Source organism: Fibrobacter sp. UBA4309, from assembly GCF_002395745.1.
Classification (GTDB): domain Bacteria; phylum Fibrobacterota; class Fibrobacteria; order Fibrobacterales; family Fibrobacteraceae; genus Fibrobacter.
In genome coordinates this window covers 5044-21829 of the sequence record NZ_DGUN01000001.1, presented here as the reverse complement: position 1 = coordinate 21829, position 16786 = coordinate 5044, and the positions used below count along the sequence as shown (strand labels likewise).

The 16786-nt window shown below is 55.2% G+C and carries 18 protein-coding genes; 10 read left to right on the top strand and 8 right to left on the bottom strand.

The features are described from left to right. Position 1 precedes the first annotated feature (1 nt). Positions 2 to 475, bottom strand: a complete 474-nt coding sequence (locus B3M32_RS00105; protein ID WP_290742033.1) for a single-stranded DNA-binding protein — start codon at positions 473 to 475, stop codon at positions 2 to 4. Between the two features lie 197 nt (positions 476 to 672). Here B3M32_RS00105 and B3M32_RS00100 point away from each other — a divergent pair, with 197 nt between their 5' ends. The 7 genes from B3M32_RS00100 to thiH all read left to right on the top strand — a co-directional run bounded on the left by B3M32_RS00100 (position 673) and on the right by thiH (position 7366). Next, positions 673 to 1770 (top strand): exo-beta-N-acetylmuramidase NamZ family protein, encoded by a 1098-nt coding sequence (locus B3M32_RS00100; RefSeq protein ID WP_290742030.1) that lies wholly within the window; start codon positions 673 to 675, stop codon positions 1768 to 1770. Between the two features lie 111 nt (positions 1771 to 1881). Beyond that, complete coding sequence (locus tag B3M32_RS00095; protein WP_290742027.1) at positions 1882 to 2481, top strand: superoxide dismutase; 600 nt, start codon at positions 1882 to 1884, stop codon at positions 2479 to 2481. Positions 2482 to 2532: 51 nt separating this feature from the next. Next, a complete protein-coding gene (locus tag B3M32_RS00090) occupies positions 2533 to 4398 on the top strand; it encodes a family 43 glycosylhydrolase (RefSeq protein ID WP_290742024.1) in 1866 nt (621 codons plus the stop codon). Between the two features lie 27 nt (positions 4399 to 4425). After that, the gene (gene thiS / locus B3M32_RS00085) at positions 4426 to 4620 is read left to right on the top strand and encodes a sulfur carrier protein ThiS (RefSeq protein ID WP_290742021.1); all 195 of its coding nucleotides are present in this window, start codon (positions 4426 to 4428) and stop codon (positions 4618 to 4620) included. Between the two features lie 20 nt (positions 4621 to 4640). Continuing rightward, positions 4641 to 5273 (top strand): thiamine biosynthesis protein ThiF, encoded by a 633-nt coding sequence (gene thiF, locus B3M32_RS00080; RefSeq protein WP_290742018.1) that lies wholly within the window; start codon positions 4641 to 4643, stop codon positions 5271 to 5273. A 41-nt stretch (positions 5274 to 5314) separates the two neighbouring features. After that, positions 5315 to 6082, top strand: a complete 768-nt coding sequence (locus B3M32_RS00075) for a thiazole synthase (protein ID WP_290742015.1) — start codon at positions 5315 to 5317, stop codon at positions 6080 to 6082. A gap of 18 nt (positions 6083 to 6100) precedes the next feature. After that, positions 6101 to 7366 (top strand): 2-iminoacetate synthase ThiH, encoded by a 1266-nt coding sequence (gene thiH / locus B3M32_RS00070; protein WP_290742012.1) that lies wholly within the window; start codon positions 6101 to 6103, stop codon positions 7364 to 7366. Positions 7367 to 7369: 3 nt separating this feature from the next. Here thiH and B3M32_RS00065 read toward each other — a convergent pair whose 3' ends face one another. Then, entirely contained in the window at positions 7370 to 8164 is a 795-nt protein-coding gene (locus B3M32_RS00065) for a type II secretion system protein (protein ID WP_290742009.1), read from the bottom strand. Positions 8165 to 8305: 141 nt separating this feature from the next. Between B3M32_RS00065 and thiE the strand changes: the two genes are divergently transcribed. Then, complete coding sequence (gene thiE, locus B3M32_RS00060; protein WP_290742006.1) at positions 8306 to 8938, top strand: thiamine phosphate synthase; 633 nt, start codon at positions 8306 to 8308, stop codon at positions 8936 to 8938. A 17-nt stretch (positions 8939 to 8955) separates the two neighbouring features. On the opposite strand, the gene B3M32_RS00055 is transcribed toward thiE, so the two are convergent. Genes B3M32_RS00055 through B3M32_RS00045 form a run of 3 tightly spaced genes read right to left on the bottom strand, consistent with a single transcriptional unit; the run spans position 8956 to position 10976 of the window. Next, positions 8956 to 9930 (bottom strand): M23 family metallopeptidase, encoded by a 975-nt coding sequence (locus tag B3M32_RS00055; protein ID WP_290742003.1) that lies wholly within the window; start codon positions 9928 to 9930, stop codon positions 8956 to 8958. Between the two features lie 15 nt (positions 9931 to 9945). Next, positions 9946 to 10317, bottom strand: coding sequence for a DMT family protein (locus tag B3M32_RS00050; protein ID WP_290742000.1), 372 nt, complete (start codon positions 10315 to 10317; stop codon positions 9946 to 9948). A 53-nt stretch (positions 10318 to 10370) separates the two neighbouring features. Further along, entirely contained in the window at positions 10371 to 10976 is a 606-nt protein-coding gene (locus B3M32_RS00045) for a DUF4416 family protein (protein WP_290741997.1), read from the bottom strand. Positions 10977 to 11001: 25 nt separating this feature from the next. On the opposite strand from B3M32_RS00045, the gene B3M32_RS00040 reads away from it, so the two are divergent. After that, the gene (locus tag B3M32_RS00040; RefSeq protein ID WP_290741994.1) at positions 11002 to 11754 is read left to right on the top strand and encodes a glutaminyl-peptide cyclotransferase; all 753 of its coding nucleotides are present in this window, start codon (positions 11002 to 11004) and stop codon (positions 11752 to 11754) included. Positions 11755 to 11848: 94 nt separating this feature from the next. On the opposite strand, the gene metG is transcribed toward B3M32_RS00040, so the two are convergent. Continuing rightward, a complete protein-coding gene (gene metG / locus B3M32_RS00035; RefSeq protein WP_290742104.1) occupies positions 11849 to 13936 on the bottom strand; it encodes a methionine--tRNA ligase in 2088 nt (695 codons plus the stop codon). 33 nt (positions 13937 to 13969) lie between these two features. On the opposite strand from metG, the gene B3M32_RS00030 reads away from it, so the two are divergent. Next, complete coding sequence (locus B3M32_RS00030) at positions 13970 to 15166, top strand: tyrosine-protein phosphatase (protein WP_290741991.1); 1197 nt, start codon at positions 13970 to 13972, stop codon at positions 15164 to 15166. A gap of 3 nt (positions 15167 to 15169) precedes the next feature. On the opposite strand, the gene B3M32_RS00025 is transcribed toward B3M32_RS00030, so the two are convergent. Together B3M32_RS00025 and floA are read right to left on the bottom strand one after the other, a co-directional pair. Beyond that, positions 15170 to 15985: a hypothetical protein gene (locus B3M32_RS00025; RefSeq protein WP_290741989.1), complete on the bottom strand. Its 816-nt coding sequence runs from the start codon at positions 15983 to 15985 to the stop codon at positions 15170 to 15172. A gap of 3 nt (positions 15986 to 15988) precedes the next feature. After that, positions 15989 to 16786, bottom strand: a 798-nt coding sequence (gene floA, locus B3M32_RS00020) for a flotillin-like protein FloA (RefSeq protein ID WP_290741986.1), incomplete at its 5' end; no start/stop codon positions are given.

Sequence of the window (16786 nt, the reverse complement as noted above, 5' to 3'; positions counted from 1 at the left end):
GCTAGAACGGGAGGTCGTCGTCACCCTCGGGCATGGGGGCGTCATATGCACCGCCATTCTGGGGCTGACTAAAGTTGTTGGACTGGCTGTAGCTGTTACCCTGGTTGAATCCGCCTGCAGACGGAGCTCCGCCCTGGCCGCGCGGGGTCAGGAGTTGGAACGTGTCCATGTTCACTTCGGTCGTGTAGCGCTTTTGGCCGTTCTGGTCGGTCCAGCTGCGGTTGGTGAGGGTGCCTTCCACGTAGAGGCTCATGCCCTTGCGGATGCCGAGCTGTTCGACGATGTCGGCAATCTTGCCCCAACCGATAATGTTGTGCCAGTCGGTCTGTTCCTTCTGTTCACCGTTGTTGTCGCGGTAGCGGCGGCTAGTTGCAAGCGAGAACGAGACACGCTTGCGTCCGCCGGTTTGGCTCATGCGTACTTCGGGGTCCTTACCAATATTGCCAATGAGCATCACTTTATTCAAATAAGCCATATTTGATCCTTTTTGTTTTTTGTTTTCGGAGTAGAAAATAAAAAAATTCAAATGTCAATTTGTGCCATTTTATGGAAAAATTGGCTTTTGGGAAGAAATTTAAGGTACATGCCCGTTGGTGTTTACTAGATTAGAACCATAGGAATCCCCGTTTTTTAACCTCTAATCATTGTCTATTGCTTTCTTTTAACCTGCCTATGGTCACTCTAGCACTTTCACAATTTGAAAAAGCGTTTCCTGCAGCCCTCAGGGGTAAGCGCCTGGGCGCGGTCCTGCACCCGGCTTCGGTGCTCCCGGACCTGCACTACACCCTCGACCTCCTCAAGGAATACGATGGCAAGCTGTTCAAGCTTTCGGCGCTCTTTGGCCCGCAGCACGGCATCAAGGGCCACACCCAGGACAACATGATCGAGTGGGAGGGCTACACCGACCCCGAACTGGGCATACCCGTCTATAGCCTGTACGGCGAACACCGGGAACCCACCCCCGAAATGCTTAGCCACGTGGACATGATGCTCGTGGACCTGCAGGACGTTGGCGCCCGCTACTACACCTTCATCTGGACGTTGTTCCTTTGTATGAAAGCCTGCGAAAAGGCGGGCATCCCCGTGATTGTGGTGGACCGCCCGAACCCCATCAACTGTATCGATGAAGAAGGCCCGGTGCTGGATCTGGATTACACGAGTTTCGTGGGCCTGCACAGCATCCGCACGCGCCACGCCAAGACCATCGGCGAACTGGCGGTGCAGTTCAAGGAAGAACGGTTCCCCAAGTGCGAACTCTTCGTGCTGGGCATGGAAGGCTACGATAAGAAGATGTGGTACGACCAGACGGGACTCCCGTGGATTCTGCCGAGCCCGAACATGCCGACCCTGGATACCGCCATCGTTTACCCCGGCATGTGCCTGTTCGAGGCGACCAACGTGAGCGAAGGCCGCGGTACGACTCGCCCGTTCGAAATTTTCGGTGCGCCGTTCATCGATGCAGTCAAGCTCTGCAAGTACATGAACGGATTGAAATTGCCCGGCGTGTACTTCCGCGAGAACTACTTCCAGCCCACGTTCCACAAGGGCGCGGGGCAAATTTGCGGTGGCGCGCAGATTCACGTGCTCGACCGCGACAAGTTCCGCAGTTTCGACATGGCGGTAAAGCTCTTGCAGTACATCTTCAACGAGTACCCGAAGGATTTCGCCTGGAAACAGCCGCCCTACGAATACGAGTTCAAGAAGCTGCCCATCGACATTTTGCTCGGCAACGGCACGTTCCGCAAGGAATTTATTGAGAGTAGTATTTAGAATCGAGATGGCGGGTCAAGCCCGCCATGACGTCATTCCGGCCTCCGAGCCGGAATCTATGAACAAAGTCTTTTTCACTAGCGGCGTAGCCGCCTAACAGCGAGGAATCCCATGACCGAACAGAAAAACGGAAAATTTGAAATGCCCGCCCTCCCGTATGCAGCGGCGGACCTGGCCCCGGCCCTCAGCGCCGAAACCATCGAGTTTCACTACGGCAAGCACCTGCAGACCTACCTGAACAACCTGAACGCGGCGCTTCCGGGCAGCGCCTTCGAAGGCAAGTCCCTCGAAGACATCGTGAAGGCCTCCGAAGGCGGTGTTTTCAACAACGCGGGCCAGTTCCTGAACCACTCCATGTACTTCTTGCAGTTTGCGGCCCCGAAGGCAAACAACGCCCCCTCGGGCAAGATTGCCGAAGCCATCGCCCGCGATTTCGGTTCCTTCGAGAAGTTCCAGGAAGAATTCCAGGCGAAGGGCGCAGGCCTCTTCGGTTCCGGCTGGGTCTGGCTCTCCGCCGATGCGCAGGGCAAGCTCGTGATTACGCAGGAAGGCAACGCCCAGAACCCGCTCACCAAGGGCCTCAAGCCGCTCCTCACGTTCGACGTGTGGGAACATGCCTACTACATTGACTACCGCAACCGCCGTCCGGACTACCTCAAGGCGCTCTGGAGCATCGTCAACTGGGACGTTGTCAACGAGCGCTTGGGATAAATCAACTAGGGGAAAGGAGATTGTATGGATTGGAGTCCTGTAGTCAAAAGAATGTTACCTGTTGGCGTGATGCTCGCGGCTTCGGCCTTTGCGGCCGATTGGTACGCGAAGGAGACGCGCTGGGCGGGGCATGACCCGGACATCATCCGTTACGAGGACGGCTACGCGCTTGCGACGACGGACAACCACATGCTCATGCAGTTCTCCGAGGACGCTCTTAACTGGAAAAACGGCGAACCTGCCATGCCGAAGTTTTCGCGGTGGCTTTACGACTACGCCCCGAACATGATCGACATCTGGGCGCCGGACATTCATTACATCGGCGGGGAATACCGCATGTATTATTGTGGCTCCGAGATGGGCATCCGCTCGTCGGGCATGGGGTTCATGTCGAGCAAGGAAATCGACCCGACAAAGCCCGGCTACGGCTGGACAGACCAGGGCGAGGTGATTCACACGGTCAAGAGCGACGCCTACAACGCGATTGACGCGGCTGTGTTAAAGGACCTGAATGGCAAGGTCTGGATGGCGTTCGGTTCGTGGGGCACGGGCATCCACATTCTGGAACTGAACGAAGAAACAGGCAAAGTGAAAAACGGCGCGAAGATGATCAACATCGCGAACCGCGGCGGCTCGGGTATCGAGGGCGCAAGCCTCATCGAGCACGACGGTTACTACTACCTGTTCACGGCGTGGGACAACTGCTGCAAGAAGGGCGCGGACCTCGAGAACAATTCCTACAAGACGACGGTCGGGCGCTCCAACCGCATTGACGGCGGGTACGTGGACCGCAGCGGCAAGAAGTTGCTGGATGGCGGTGGAACGATTCTGTTGAGCCGTTACGGGCGCTACTACGGGCCTGCGGGCGGCGAGGCGTTCCAGGACGTGAACCGCCAGCGTTTCGTGAACCATTACTACGACAAGAACGACGGCGGAAATTCTTACATACAAGTTCGCGATATCGTCTACACCGACGATGGCTGGCCGGAACTGGGGCAGCCCTTCCTCGGGCGTTACTTGAGCGCCGAGGCGGAACACGGTGCCTTGACGCACGTGGATATTTCGAGCAGCTCCGATGCATCGAACGGGGAATTCTGTGCCTACATCAACTACGAAGACAGCAAGATTCGCCTGCCGATGATTATCCCGCAGGCGGGCGACTACCTGATCCGCTACCGCTATGACAACAACTGGACCGAAGACGGCGCGAACGGCAGCTCGCACTTCGTGAGCATCAACGGCAAGAACCAGGAAGTGGAGTTGCCGCTGACGGGCGCGTGGAGCGCATTCCCCGAGAAGTCTGTCGTTTATATTCCTGCAAAACTCAAGCGCGGCTCGAACTTCATCGAGATTACGAAGGGCAAGCATTATGCGGAACTGGACAGGCTCGACTTCTTGCGCATTATCCGCGATACGATTCCCGCGAACGGCTTCGATAACGGCATCCGCGTGCGTTTGACGGACAAGGACGAGTTCGCCATCAAGGACGGCGGTTACGCGATTTTCGAGAACGTGATTACGGATTCCATCGTGGGCCCGGGCGTACTTGTGCAGGTGAAGAACGGTGCCGGCGGTACGCTGAATATCCGCAAGGAAAGCAAGAAGGGCGACGTGATTTCCAAGTGCGATTTACCCTCGGCGGGTGATGCTACTAAGTGGGTTGACGTGCGCTGCTCCAACATGCCGGAACTCAAGGGCGTGCAGGACTTCTACCTGACGGCAGAAGGCCTCGGCGGCGAAACTCTCCTCGGCAACATCAAGTTCGACGAAGGCGTGAAGGACACGACGATAACGTCTATCCGGAATTCTGCACGTCCGGCCATATTCCGCGACGATTCACGTGCGCCGGGTAAGGGCTACCGCGACTTGAAGGGCCGTCGCTTGGACAAGCAGATTCCGTACAGGGTGCTTTTTTAAACCACTGCTTTTTCTATTTTTGCCCATATGCTAACGATTAACGGACAGTCGGTTGATGCGGCGGGTAAGACCGTCGCGCAATATCTTGCAGAAGCTGGGTACAATACCGTGCGCATTGCCGTGGAACGCAACGAGGAGATTGTGCCGAAGGCGAAGTATGCCGAGACGGTGCTTGCCGACGGCGATGTCGTCGAGGTTGTGAACTTCGTGGGTGGCGGGTGATGCCTGGCGAGAAATCGCAAATGCGAGAACCTTCCCGCGAAGAAATGCTCGCCGCGCTCGAAAAGCGTCAGGGAGCCGCTGCCGTGCGGAAGTTGCAGGCGGCGACGGTTGCTGTTTGCGGGTTGGGCGGCCTTGGCTCCAATATCGCCATTTCCCTGGCGCGTGCTGGGGTGGGGAAGCTTATCCTTGTGGATTTTGATTGTGTCGATGTGACGAATTTGCATCGTCAGCAGTACAAGGCTAGCCAGGTGGGGCTCCCGAAGCCCGAGGCGCTTCTGGCGAACCTGAAAGAGATTGCCCCGTACACGGAATACGAAACGCATTTCGAGAAGGTGACTGCCGAGAGTGTCTCGCGGCAGGTGGCAAAAGCGCAAATCGTGTGCGAGGCGTTCGACAATGCCGAGGCGAAGGCGATGCTCGTGAACGCCGTTCTCGAGACGATGCCGGAGAAGTATTTGGTTGCCGCTTCCGGGATGGCGGGCTATGATGGCGGTAATTCGATTACGACCCGCAAAATCACGAAACATTTTTACCTCTGCGGCGACGGCAAGAGCGATGTGAACGACGGAATTGGCCTAGTTGCACCGCGCGTGATGCTCTGCGCCGCCCACCAGGCACTGACAGCCATCCGCCTGATTCTCGGGCTGGAATAATTCTATATTTACCCCCGAAAAAATTTCATAAAGAAGGCTTTATGGACGACAAACTTGTTATCGGCGGTCATGAATTTAGTTCCCGCTTTATCCTGGGTTCTGGAAAGTATTCCCTGAAATTGATTGAAGCCGCGGTGCGCGATGCGGGGGCACAGATTGTGACCCTGGCGGTGCGCCGGGCGAACACGAAGGACCACGAGAATATCCTCGACTACATTCCGAAAGGCGTGACGCTGTTGCCGAACACGTCCGGCGCCCGCACCGCCGACGAGGCGGTCCGCATCGCGCGCCTTTCCCGCGAGCTCGGCTGCGGCGATTTCGTCAAGATCGAAATCATGCGCGACACGAAGTACCTTTTGCCCGATAACTACGAAACAATCAAGGCGACCGAAACCCTCGCGAAGGAGGGTTTCGTGGTGATGCCGTATATGTACCCGGACCTGAACGTGGCGCGCGACCTCGCTAACGCGGGTGCCGCAGCCGTGATGCCGCTTGCCGCTCCGATTGGCAGTAACAAGGGCCTTTCCACGCGCGAATTCATCCAGATTCTGATTGATGAAATCGACTTGCCCATCATTGTGGATGCGGGTATCGGCAAACCTTCCGAAGCCTGTGCCGCGATGGAGATGGGCGCTGCCGCCATCATGGCGAATACGGCGCTTGCTACCGCGGGCGACTTGCCGCTTATGGCGCAGAGTTTCAAGCTTGCCATTGAGGCGGGTCGCAAGGCCTACCTCGCAGGCCTTGGGCGCGTTCTCACGCGCGGCGCTTCCGCATCCGACCCGCTCACGGGATTCTTGCGCGACTAGTTTTTCGGGACATGTGCAATGACCGCAGAAAGAAAAGACAATAACTACCTGTTCGATTCCGGAAACCTTTCGGAAGGCGCTCTCGCGAAGAAACACCGCATAGAGACGGACCCGAGCGCCCGCACGAACATCATGGATTACCTGCCCGGCATGGAAGTCATCCAGTCGGACATCGCCGACAAGGTCCTCTCCGAATCCGAGAACTACGATTATTCCAAGTACACCGGCAAGGACGTGAAGCGCGCCCTGGAACATGAACGCTGCACGCTCGAAGACTTCAAGGCGCTCCTTTCTCCGGCCGCGGCTCCGTACTTGGAACAGATGGCCGCGAAGGCGAAAATCGAGACCAGCAAGCACTTCGGCAACAACGTCTATTTCTTCACGCCGCTCTACATTGCGAACTACTGCGAAAACTACTGCGTCTATTGCGGGTTCAACTGCTACAACCATATCAAGCGCATGCAGCTCACGATGGAGCAGATCGAGCACGAGATGAAGGTCATCGCCGACAGCGGCATGGAAGAAATCCTGATTCTCACCGGCGAAAGCCGCGCGAAGAGCAGCGTGGAATACATCGGCGAGGCCTGCAAATTGGCCCGCAAGTATTTCCGCATGGTGGGCGTGGAAGTCTACCCGGTCAACGTCGACGAATACCGCTACTTGCATGAATGCGGCGTGGACTACGTGACCGTCTTCCAGGAAACCTACGACAAGGTGCGCTTCGAAAAACTCCACCTGCTCGGCCACAAGCGTGTATTCCCGTACCGCTTCGACTCGCAGGAACGCGCCCTCATGGCGGGTATGCGCGGTGTCGCGTTCTCCGCACTCCTCGGCCTTTCGGACTTCCGCCGCGACGCGCTCGCATCCGCGCTGCACGTGTATTACTTGCAAAAGAAGTACCCGCATGCCGAAATGAGCTTAAGCTGCCCGCGACTCCGCCCGATTATCAACAACGACAAGATTGACCCGCTCGACGTTCACGAGAAGGAACTCTGCCAGGTGCTCTGCGCCTACCGCATCTTCCTCCCGTTTGTGGGTATCACGGTCTCGAGCCGCGAAAGCAAGGAATTCCGCAACGGCATTGTGAAAATCGCTGCGACGAAGGTTTCTGCCGGCGTTTCGACGGGCATTGGCGACCACGAAAGCAAGTACAGCGGTCACGATGACGGCGAAGGTGGCGACGAACAGTTCGAAATCAACGACTCGCGTAGCTTTAACGATATGTACGGCGACATTTCGGGCGAAGGTTTACAGCCCGTCTTGAACGATTACCTTTACGTGTAGTGGCTAGTACTTGTAATCGGCGCAACCGGCATCGCCATAGGTCGAGAAGCAGACTCCGTGATCCGAGAGAAGCGCACTGCCTCTTCCGTTCTTTTGCCACATTACTTTTCCGGCGGGAAGCAAGGCCACTTCTATAGATTGGCTATGCTCGTCTAATCTGCTCCACTGGAAACTTACTCTCACTCGGTAATTTGTTTGTCCTTGCTTTGGACCTGCTTCTTTACCGCGATTCAACAGTCTGCTGATGAACAGCTGTTCTTTGGGATAGGTTCGATAATCTGTTTTCCCCCAAGCGTCTGTATACGGCTGGGAATAAAATGTCGCACCGTCTTTTTTCCAGGCGTTTCCGCTCTCCCTTGCGATAAGGATGTCTGCGACCCCGTTGAATCCGGATTCTTTCAATGCGTCGTACCAGACTCCGCTGGTTCCGACCAATTTGCTCATCTGCGAGCCGGCATTGATATTGTTGTGCCTGTTTTGGACGTTTCCAGGAAGATCCGGACGCATTTCTAGAATGAACAAGTCAACGCCAGATTCGCTCTTTAGCGCTTTATCTAGAACCGAGTCCGCTACCGAAGCGCTGTTGTACAAGGCGTTCTCGCTTTCCAGCAATGCCCTGTTCAGTGCGTCGCGCAGGTAGAACAATTTTGTCAAGTCAATTTTTTCTCGGGATTTTTCGACTAATCCGAAAATACTGGGTACGGCCACTGCGGCAAGAATGCCCATGACGATCGTGACGACCATGACTTCAATTAGTGTGAAGCCCTTTTTTCCCAATGTTTGCTTTTGCATAAGCATCGTGTACATCCTTTTGCAAAAACCACTCCTTTACATGAATAATAGATTTTTTTTAATATCCGAATGGCCTTTTTTTTCAAAAAAAATTGTGCTTTTTAACGAAAATCACACTTTTCAGGGCATTTTTGCTATTTTTTTTATATGAACACGCTCGATACGACCCTTTATTTTATCACCGATAGTACTTGTGTTCCCGCAGAGAGCTTTTTGCCTGTCGTGGAAGCTGCCTGCAAGGGTGGGGCTACCATTATCCAGTTGCGCGAAAAGGACAAGTCTACGCGGGAGTACATGGAACTGGCCGCATCGACGCACGAGATTACGGTCCGCTACGGCATCCCGCTGATCATTGATGACCGTGTGGATGTGGCACTCGCTATTGGGGCGGAAGGCGTTCATGTAGGGCAGTCCGACATGCCGGTAAACCTGGCCCGCAGACTCATGGGGGCCGATAAAATAATCGGCGCAACCACCAAGACGGTTCCCCAGGCTCTCGAAGCCTACGAGCAGGGTGCGGATTATTTGGGCTGTGGAGCCATTTACCCCACGACGACTCATGTAAACACGGTCATTACCCCGGTAGAAACGCTCAAGGATGTCGTGAAGGCTGTGCCCATTCCCGTCAACGCTATCGGCGGGCTCAACAAGGACAACATCTTTGTGCTGAAGGGTTCTGGTATTGCGGGCATTTGCGCCGTTTCTGCCATCATGAAGGCTGCCGACCCCGAGACTGCCGCTAGAGAGTTGAAGCATGCATTTATAAAACTGAATGGATGACACTGCCTTTGGCTGTGTCATTTGCTCCCGTAGAGTTTTTGGCCTGCTTTCAGCGGGGCGCCTTGTTTCAGGTTGTTGATCCTGCAAAGTGCCGGGATGGAAATGTTGAACCAGTTGGCGACATCGCCTTGGGAATCGCCGGTTTTTACGATATAGAAGTTTTCTTTCTGGAGTTTCCGCTGCATGTTATAATGCGCGGTCGTAATCTTTTTCTTTGAAATCCTGTTTATGTTTTTCTTGAGTTCCCATTTGGGGAAGTCGATAATTGTTTCCGGGTCGATGTTAATTTCTCCGTAACGGATTTCAAAATGCAAATGTGCTGCGGAAGACTTGCCGGTGTTGCCAGCAAGACCGACGACGTCTCCAGGGAAAACGGTCTCGCCAATTTTGACAAGTCTTTCCGAAAGATGTCCGTATAGGGTCTGGATTCCGTTTTCGTGTTCCAGCAAGACGTAGTGACCGTATCCACCGGAATTGTACTTGGACATGATTACCTTGCCGGGAAGAGCCGCGATGACGGGCTCTCCCTTGATGACATTCACGTCTATGCCCCTATGCAGGCGATGATCGCGGATTCCGTATTTGGAACCCACCGGTGCTTCGTGCGTGATGGGGACGAGCATCGAAGAAAAGTCGAGATAGTTGTTGTCGTCCTTTCTCTTGGGCTTTATTTTGGGTGTATCGGAATTACTTTGTCCGACAACCTCGAACTTGACACCTTTTTTTTCTAGCAATAGCGCCTTGGTAAAGGCTTTTGGGTCGTCCGCATCGATTCTCACGGTGCTGGAATCGGATTCGGCCTTTTTCTGCTTGGAAACGGATTTTTTCTTTTTTTGTTTTTTTGATGGCTTGGACTTCTTCTGGACGGACGTCTTTTCCTTTTTCTTGGCCGCCTGGCTGCTCTTGGCGTCTACGGGAACGTTCATGCAGACAAGCGCAATCGCAATGGAAACGATTAGGCTGGTCCATGATGTTTTCCCGAAAAACGACACGTCAATCCCTTGGGCTTACTTCAGGAAGGCGAAGAAAACGGCCCCGACGATGAGAACGAAGGCGACGATGTGATTCCACTGGAGCGCTTCGTTGTTGAAGACCGTTGTCGCGATGACGGTGAAGACCGTGATGGAAATCGCTTCCTGGATGACCTTGAGCTGCATGAGGCTGAAGGGCCCGCCGTTAATCTTGCTGCCGATAGTGTTCGCGGGAATCATGAAGAAGTATTCGATGAGGGCCACACCCCACGATGCGAGAATCACGAGAATGAGCGGCCAGTCGGTGCTGATGTGCATTTCCTTGAGTTTGAGGTTCCCGTACCACGCAGCGGTCATGAACACGTTGCTGATGATGAGGAGGATGACTGTGAATATTCCGGCTTTCATAAAAATGTGTGGTGTGAAGTGTGTAGTGTGAAATGTGAGCACCAGCAGTGCAGTTAATAGTTACTAGTTACTAGTAACTTGGAACTAGTAACTTCTTTTTCTCGTCTGAGTCGGTATGGTTTTCCCGTGCTCATCTGGTAGGCGAGGCGGGCGCGTACCTGCTCCAGGTATTGGATGTATTTTTCGCTCTGGTAATCGCGGTAGGTCCATTCGAAGGCGTGAAAGTGTCCGTCCTGGAAGTACAGCGTGGGCTCCACGAAGATTCCGCGCTGCATGTACACGCGTTGGCGCTGGTCCTTGGTGGTGGCCAGGAAAAACTGTCCGAGTGTCATGTAGCCCGGATCGAGGTTCACGGGACGCAGTCCCGGAGTGCCGTTCTTTTCGGCGATTTCAAGTTCGATATCGTTTGTCCAAAGTTTGATGTCGACAATTTCCGTGCGTTCCACGAGAGTCTCGTAGCTGAAGAACGCTCGGACGGGGACGTCGCCGATTTCGTCGACGTAGTAGTTGGTAAACGTGAAGGGGAACGGGGACAGGTTCAGGTCTTCTTCGCCAAACCGATTGCGGAGAGTCTCGCGGACATCTTCTACCGATTGGGAGTCCTTCGCGAGGACGCCTACGATAATCTTGACCTTGGCCGGTGTTCTAATTTCGCCCATGTGTTAAAATTAGTAATTTTGAAACATGCGCTTGCCCCTTATTGCTATTCTCTCGTCCACCATCTGCGCTCTATCGTCTTTGACATTTGCGCAGACTCCGCGCGTGGTGCCCGATATCGTCGATTCGGTACCGCACGAAATGACACACTTTACGCAGGGGCTGTTTTTCGACGGCAAGGAACTTGTCGAGACTACAGGACAGTATGGAATGTCTGGTCTTTACCGCCGTACACTTGATGGAAAAATCCTTGATTCGGCCCGCCTGGAAGAACGCTATTTCGGCGAAGGTTCCATTGCCGTGGGGGAGGACATATTCTATCTCACCTGGAAATCGAAGAAGGCCTTTATTTATAACCGCAAGCCGTTCCGTGCCAAGGGCGAGTTCCGCATCCCGACAGAAGGTTGGGGGGTGACTTATTGGCAAAACGACCTGTTGATGAGCAATGGCTCGAATGAACTCTTGCGGATTGCTCTCGGAGCGTTCAACGTGGTGGGCGTTATTTCGGTGACCGATGCTGGCAAGCCTGTCATGAACTTAAACGAACTTGAAATTGTTGGCAATACTTTGTATGCAAACATCTGGCAGACGGGCTTGATTGCGGTTATAGAACTGCCTAGCGGCCGAGTCGTGAAATACCTGGATTTGACCGAAAAAGTAAAGACGCTGGTTCGTGCCCACAACAATATTGACGTGCTGAACGGAATCGCCTACGACGGCAAGAACCTGTGGGTCACCGGCAAGAACTGGCCGCAAATCTACAAGCTGAAACTGCCGTAAAACCGCGCCATAATACCGAAAAAGCCCCGGCATTGACCGGGGCAATTATCTTTTGTCTTTCGTCTATAGGCGCGAAGCGCCGTTCTTTCGTCTGTTAATGCACTCCGTTGCCGTCGGCGACATCGCAGGTCACGGGCTTGCCGTTCACTTCGAGCGCGAGGGTGTCGCAGAATACGGCGCCACCCTTCACGGAGAGCGCAATTTTCTCGAAGTCCTTCACCTTGAGCTCGCGCGGTTCGTTCGGGGCGACCCCCTTGAACAGGGCGCGGTCACCCGGCTTCGCGTCTTCGGGCACGGAGACGAGCCTACAGGTGTGAGCTTCGTTGTCGAGGTCGCCCGCAAAGAGCATGCCCTGGCTCATGATGCCGCGCAGGGCGCTCGGCTTGAGGTTTGCGAACAGCAAAATCTTGCGGTTCTGGAGTTCTTCGGCCTTGTAGCTGTTCTTGAGGCCGCTGCAGATGGTGCGGAGTTCGCCTTCGCCAGCGTCAACCTTAAGTACGTAGAGGCTCGTGGCATCCGGATGGTCGGCCACTTCCTTGATCTGGGCGACGCGCATGTCCATGGCGGCGGGCACGTCGGCGGCCATCAGCGGCTTGTTCTGCTTGGGTTTCGGCTGGGCTTCGGGCTTCTTGACTTCTTCCTCGATGCGCGGGAAGAGCGGCTTGCCTTCGCCGAACGCTTCACCACCCTTGAGGATTCCCCAGGCGAGGTCGTCGGCGCTCTGGAACTTGCAACCGATCATGGCGAGGCCTTCTTCGGCCTTGCCCGGAATTACCGGCCACAGCAGGCAGAGCGAGAGGCGCACGGCTTCGGCAGAAACGTAGAGAACGGTCGCGAGTTCGTCCTTGAGGGAGGGATCCTTCGCGAGCTTCCACGGGGCCTTGACTTCGAGGTAGCGGTTGATGCTACGCACGAGCTGCATAATCGTTTCAATAGACTGCGAGAGGCGTGCCTGCGGTAGGCCTTCCTTGATTTCGGCAATCACCTTGTTCGCGAGATCGATGACTTCCTTCTCGGCATCGCCGATGGAGGTCGCTGCGGGGAGCTTGCCTTCAAAGTTGTTGAGGACCAGACGGTGTACGCGGTTCAGCACGTTACCGAGGTCGTTGGCGAGGTCGCTGTTGATGCGGCGCACGAAGGCGTCGTGCGTGAAGTTCGCATCCTGGCCCACCACCATTTCGCGGGCGAGGAAGTAGCGGAATGCGTCGATGCCGTATTTTTCCATGTAGTCCATCGGGTTCACCACGTTGCCTGCGGACTTGCTCATCTTTTCGCCGCCGTTCACGAGCCACCAGCCGTGGGCGAGGATGTGTTGCGGGAGCGGAATGTCGAGGGCCATGAGCATGGTCGGCCAATAGACGCTATGGGTCGTCAAAATGTCCTTGCCGATGAGGTGGTAGGTGGCGGGCCAAATCGGCGTGCCGTCGGCATAAGTCTTGTGGAAGGCGGTCGAGGCGCTCACGTAGTTCAGCAGGGCGTCGAACCACACGTAGGTCACGTAGTCGGTGTCGAACGGCAGAGGAATGCCCCAGCTGAGGCGAGCCTTCGGGCGGCTGATGCACAGGTCGTTCAGCGGCTGGCGCAGGAACCCGCGGATTTCGTTCCAGCGGTAGTCCGGCACGATCCAATCCTTGTGGCTTTCCAAGAAGTCAATGAGTTTCTGCTGGTAAGAACCCATCTTGAAGAAGTAGTTCTTTTCCTTGAGCCATTCCACCGGGCGGTGGCTGATGGGGTCGCACTTGTTCTCGTCGAGTTCGTCTTCGCCAAAAAAGCGTTCTTCGCCCACGGAGTACCAGCCCTCGTATTCCTTTGAGTAGATTTCACCCTTGTCCCAGAGCTTCTGCAGGCATTCCTGCACAAAAGCCTTGTGTTCCGGCATCGTGGTGCGGATAAAGAAGTCGTTGCCGATACCCATTTTCTTCCACAGGTCTTCGAAACGGTGGTAGTATTCGTCCACATGTTCCTGCGGAGTCACGCCGCGCTTTTCTGCTGCGCGTTGCACCTTCTGGCCATGTTCATCGGTACCGGTCAAGAAGAAAGTCTGGTAGCCCAGAATCTTGTGGAATCGGGTAAGAATGTCGGCCAGGACGGTGGTGTAGGAATGCCCGATATGCGGGGCATCGTTCACGTAGTAAATAGGTGTCGTTACGTAAAAATTTTTCATGGCCTCAAATTTAGTAATTTTACATGAAAAAAGCTATACTGGCGTTTTCCAATGCATTCAACCGGCCGTTTCATTCCGAAGGACCTCGCATGGATTGCTTTCTCGGCAATTCTCCTTTCCGGTTGTAGCAATTCCTTGACTTTTGACCCATGTGAATCCATAGAGACCGAGACGATAGAAACGTCTTCTTTCAACAAAGGCCTTATAGCCATCCGGTACGATGTGAAAGAGATCACGCGATGCTTTGAATATGGCGATGTCCTTGCCGTAATTCCGCAGGGGTACGACGCCTTTGTTGTTCCGCTGGTCAAGTCGTATTACGACGTGCCGACCGGGCAGATGATGCTTTGGGCGAATCCCGGCGACGATTATGTCCTTTTGGCCAAGAACATGACCCAGGTGTCGGTGGATTTTTCGAAGGAAGATGAACAATCGAGACGTTGGCTGATTCTGGACGGCGAGGTGGAACAGCCGCTGAAGGTAAGGATAAGACTGCACGAGAAAGGCGGCTACAAGGAAGCTCTCGAAAGGCTTTATGCCTTGCAGCGTGCGGATTCCATCAAGTACTATCCTGACTTGAGCGTCGAGGAATTTGCCAATTTCCGGATGGTGTCGACTACGGGATTCAAGAAGGGAATCCTGTACCGTTCTTCCAGCCCGATCGACCCGAGCCTGGGCCGCAACAGGTATGCAGATTCGCTTTCCCGCGAGGCCGGTATCACCGCGTTCATCGACTTGTCCGACAAGATTCAGGTCGCCTACAGTTTCGAAGGATTCAAAAAGACCTATTACTATACGCAAAGCGCAATCTATGCCGGTTTGCCGTCGACAGTTTCCTTGCAGGAATTCAAGGACGGCTTCGTGAATATTCTCCGTTACATCTACACCTACGACGGTCCGTTCCTTATCCATTGCAGGGAAGGCAAGGACCGTACCGGTTATGCCGTCGCGGTTCTGGAGGCGTTGATGGGGGCGTCCCTCGATGAAATCTTGGCCGATTACATCAAGAGCTTTACGAATTTCTACAACGTCATCGACGAAGAGCGCGTCATGCTAGACGAGGCGGAGCTGAACCGCCTGAAGAACGAGTTCGTGGCACGCTGGATAGAAACCTATGCCGAAGCCGGAGTTGACATTTCCGATATAGAAAATGCCGACCTCGCGGGGGCGACGGTCGACTATCTTGTAAATATCGGTATGGACCGGTACGAAATCGGCTTTCTTGAAGATCGCCTCAAGGCAGATTGATTCTTACCTTGACTGCATGCTCCAGCGGCGCTTGAAACGCGGCTCGTCCAGTACTTTCGCCCAGATGAACCCCTTGCGCACATCGGCAATATCCTTGGCCGATACCATGGGCTTGCGGGTGCGAACGCCCGCTTCCTCACTTTGTGTCGATGCGCCGGAATCCGAAATGGCCGCGGCCGCTTCGCGTGCGGATTTGGCGCGCTCTTCGAGGGCGTTCAGTTCACGCTGGCGCTCGAGTTCCTGGCGGCGGGCATCATCGCGTTCCGTGTCGTTGTCACCCTGAGCCTGTCGAAGGGTCTCGTTGCGCTCTTCTTCGACACGTCTTTCGCGGCTGAGCAGGTTGTCGAGCTCTTCCATGTCGTGCACGAGTACGTCGCAGTCGCCTTCGCCCATGTCGTGGCCCACGATGCGGTGGGCCTGCAACGCCATGAGTATCTCGGCGGCGGTATTCTCGTCGACCTCGAATTCATCCATCAAGAATTCCAGGTTGACGGTATCGATATCGATGACGACTTCGGCGACATCGCGGAGCGTGATGGGCTTGTTCGGGTCGCGATGCCTTTTTACCGGCGGGTCGGGCGGCACGTAGGTTCCCTGGCTTGAATCTCGCTGCGCCTCGTTGAACTGCCGGATTAAATCTTGCAGGGAACGTGGCGCACGCGGGGCCTCTTCAGTCCCGTACTTGTCCGGGTCGTCTTCAATCTCTTCGCGCCGGCTTACGGTCGGCGGAATCTGTTGCTGCTTCTTTCGGTTGGCGGCAACCTTCTTGATGACGACATCCAGGAGCCAGATGCCTATGAGTATGAGTAGGCCTTCCATTGATTACTTCGCTTCGGGGGCGTTGCCTATTTCTTTCCTCATCTGCGTGTCGGCTTCGATGTTCTTCAGGTTGTAGTAGTCCATCACGCCGAGCTTGCCGTCGCGGAGGGCGGTGGCCATGGCCATCGGGATCTGGGCTTCGGCTTCCACGAGTTTCGCCTTCATTTCCATGACCTTCGCCTTCATTTCCTGTTCGGCGGCGTATGCCATGGCGCGGCGCTCTTCGGCCTTGGCCTGTGCAATCTTCTTGTCGGCTTCGGCACGGTCGGTCTCGAGGATAGCGCCGATGTTCTGGCCCACGTCCACGTCGGCGATGTCGATGGAGAGGATTTCGAAGGCCGTACCGGCGTCGAGGCCGGAAGCCAATACCTTCTTGGAAATCATGTTCGGGTTCTCGAGCACGTCCTTGTGGCTCTTCGCAGAACCGATAGAAGACACGATGCCTTCGCCCACACGGGCAATCACGGTGTCTTCGCCGGCGCCACCGACCAGCTTCTGGATGCTAGCGCGCACGGTAATGCGGGTCACGGCATGCAGCTGGATACCGTCGAGGGCCACTGCAGAAACCTTCGGGGTCGTGATGACCTTCGGGTTCACGGACATCTGCACGGCTTCGAGCACGTTACGGCCGGCAAGGTCAATAGCGGCGGCTTCCTTGAAGTCGAGCTTGATGTTCGCCTTGTTCGCGGCGATGAGCGCCTGAATCACGCGGAGCACGTTACCGCGGCTTAGGTAGTGGGCTTCGAGCAGGTTCGTGTCGACGGGGAGGCCGGCCTTGCAGCTGAGGATTCGGGCTTCCAC

Excerpts from the sequence above, each read along its gene's own strand:
- B3M32_RS00025 (WP_290741989.1), bottom strand. The coding sequence starts at position 15,985 with ATGGAAGGCCTACTCATACTCATAGGCATCTGGCTCCTGGATGTCGTC.
- B3M32_RS00090 (WP_290742024.1), top strand. The coding sequence starts at position 2,533 with ATGTTACCTGTTGGCGTGATGCTCGCGGCTTCGGCCTTTGCGGCCGAT.
- B3M32_RS00075 (WP_290742015.1), top strand. The coding sequence starts at position 5,315 with ATGGACGACAAACTTGTTATCGGCGGTCATGAATTTAGTTCCCGCTTT.
- B3M32_RS00065 (WP_290742009.1), bottom strand. The coding sequence starts at position 8,164 with ATGCTTATGCAAAAGCAAACATTGGGAAAAAAGGGCTTCACACTAATT.
- thiF (WP_290742018.1), top strand. The coding sequence starts at position 4,641 with ATGCGAGAACCTTCCCGCGAAGAAATGCTCGCCGCGCTCGAAAAGCGT.
- B3M32_RS00050 (WP_290742000.1), bottom strand. The coding sequence starts at position 10,317 with ATGAAAGCCGGAATATTCACAGTCATCCTCCTCATCATCAGCAACGTG.
- B3M32_RS00045 (WP_290741997.1), bottom strand. The coding sequence starts at position 10,976 with ATGGGCGAAATTAGAACACCGGCCAAGGTCAAGATTATCGTAGGCGTC.
- B3M32_RS00040 (WP_290741994.1), top strand. The coding sequence starts at position 11,002 with ATGCGCTTGCCCCTTATTGCTATTCTCTCGTCCACCATCTGCGCTCTA.
- B3M32_RS00095 (WP_290742027.1), top strand. The coding sequence starts at position 1,882 with ATGACCGAACAGAAAAACGGAAAATTTGAAATGCCCGCCCTCCCGTAT.
- thiS (WP_290742021.1), top strand. The coding sequence starts at position 4,426 with ATGCTAACGATTAACGGACAGTCGGTTGATGCGGCGGGTAAGACCGTC.
- thiE (WP_290742006.1), top strand. The coding sequence starts at position 8,306 with ATGAACACGCTCGATACGACCCTTTATTTTATCACCGATAGTACTTGT.
- B3M32_RS00100 (WP_290742030.1), top strand. The coding sequence starts at position 673 with ATGGTCACTCTAGCACTTTCACAATTTGAAAAAGCGTTTCCTGCAGCC.
- B3M32_RS00105 (WP_290742033.1), bottom strand. The coding sequence starts at position 475 with ATGGCTTATTTGAATAAAGTGATGCTCATTGGCAATATTGGTAAGGAC.
- B3M32_RS00030 (WP_290741991.1), top strand. The coding sequence starts at position 13,970 with ATGCATTCAACCGGCCGTTTCATTCCGAAGGACCTCGCATGGATTGCT.
- thiH (WP_290742012.1), top strand. The coding sequence starts at position 6,101 with ATGACCGCAGAAAGAAAAGACAATAACTACCTGTTCGATTCCGGAAAC.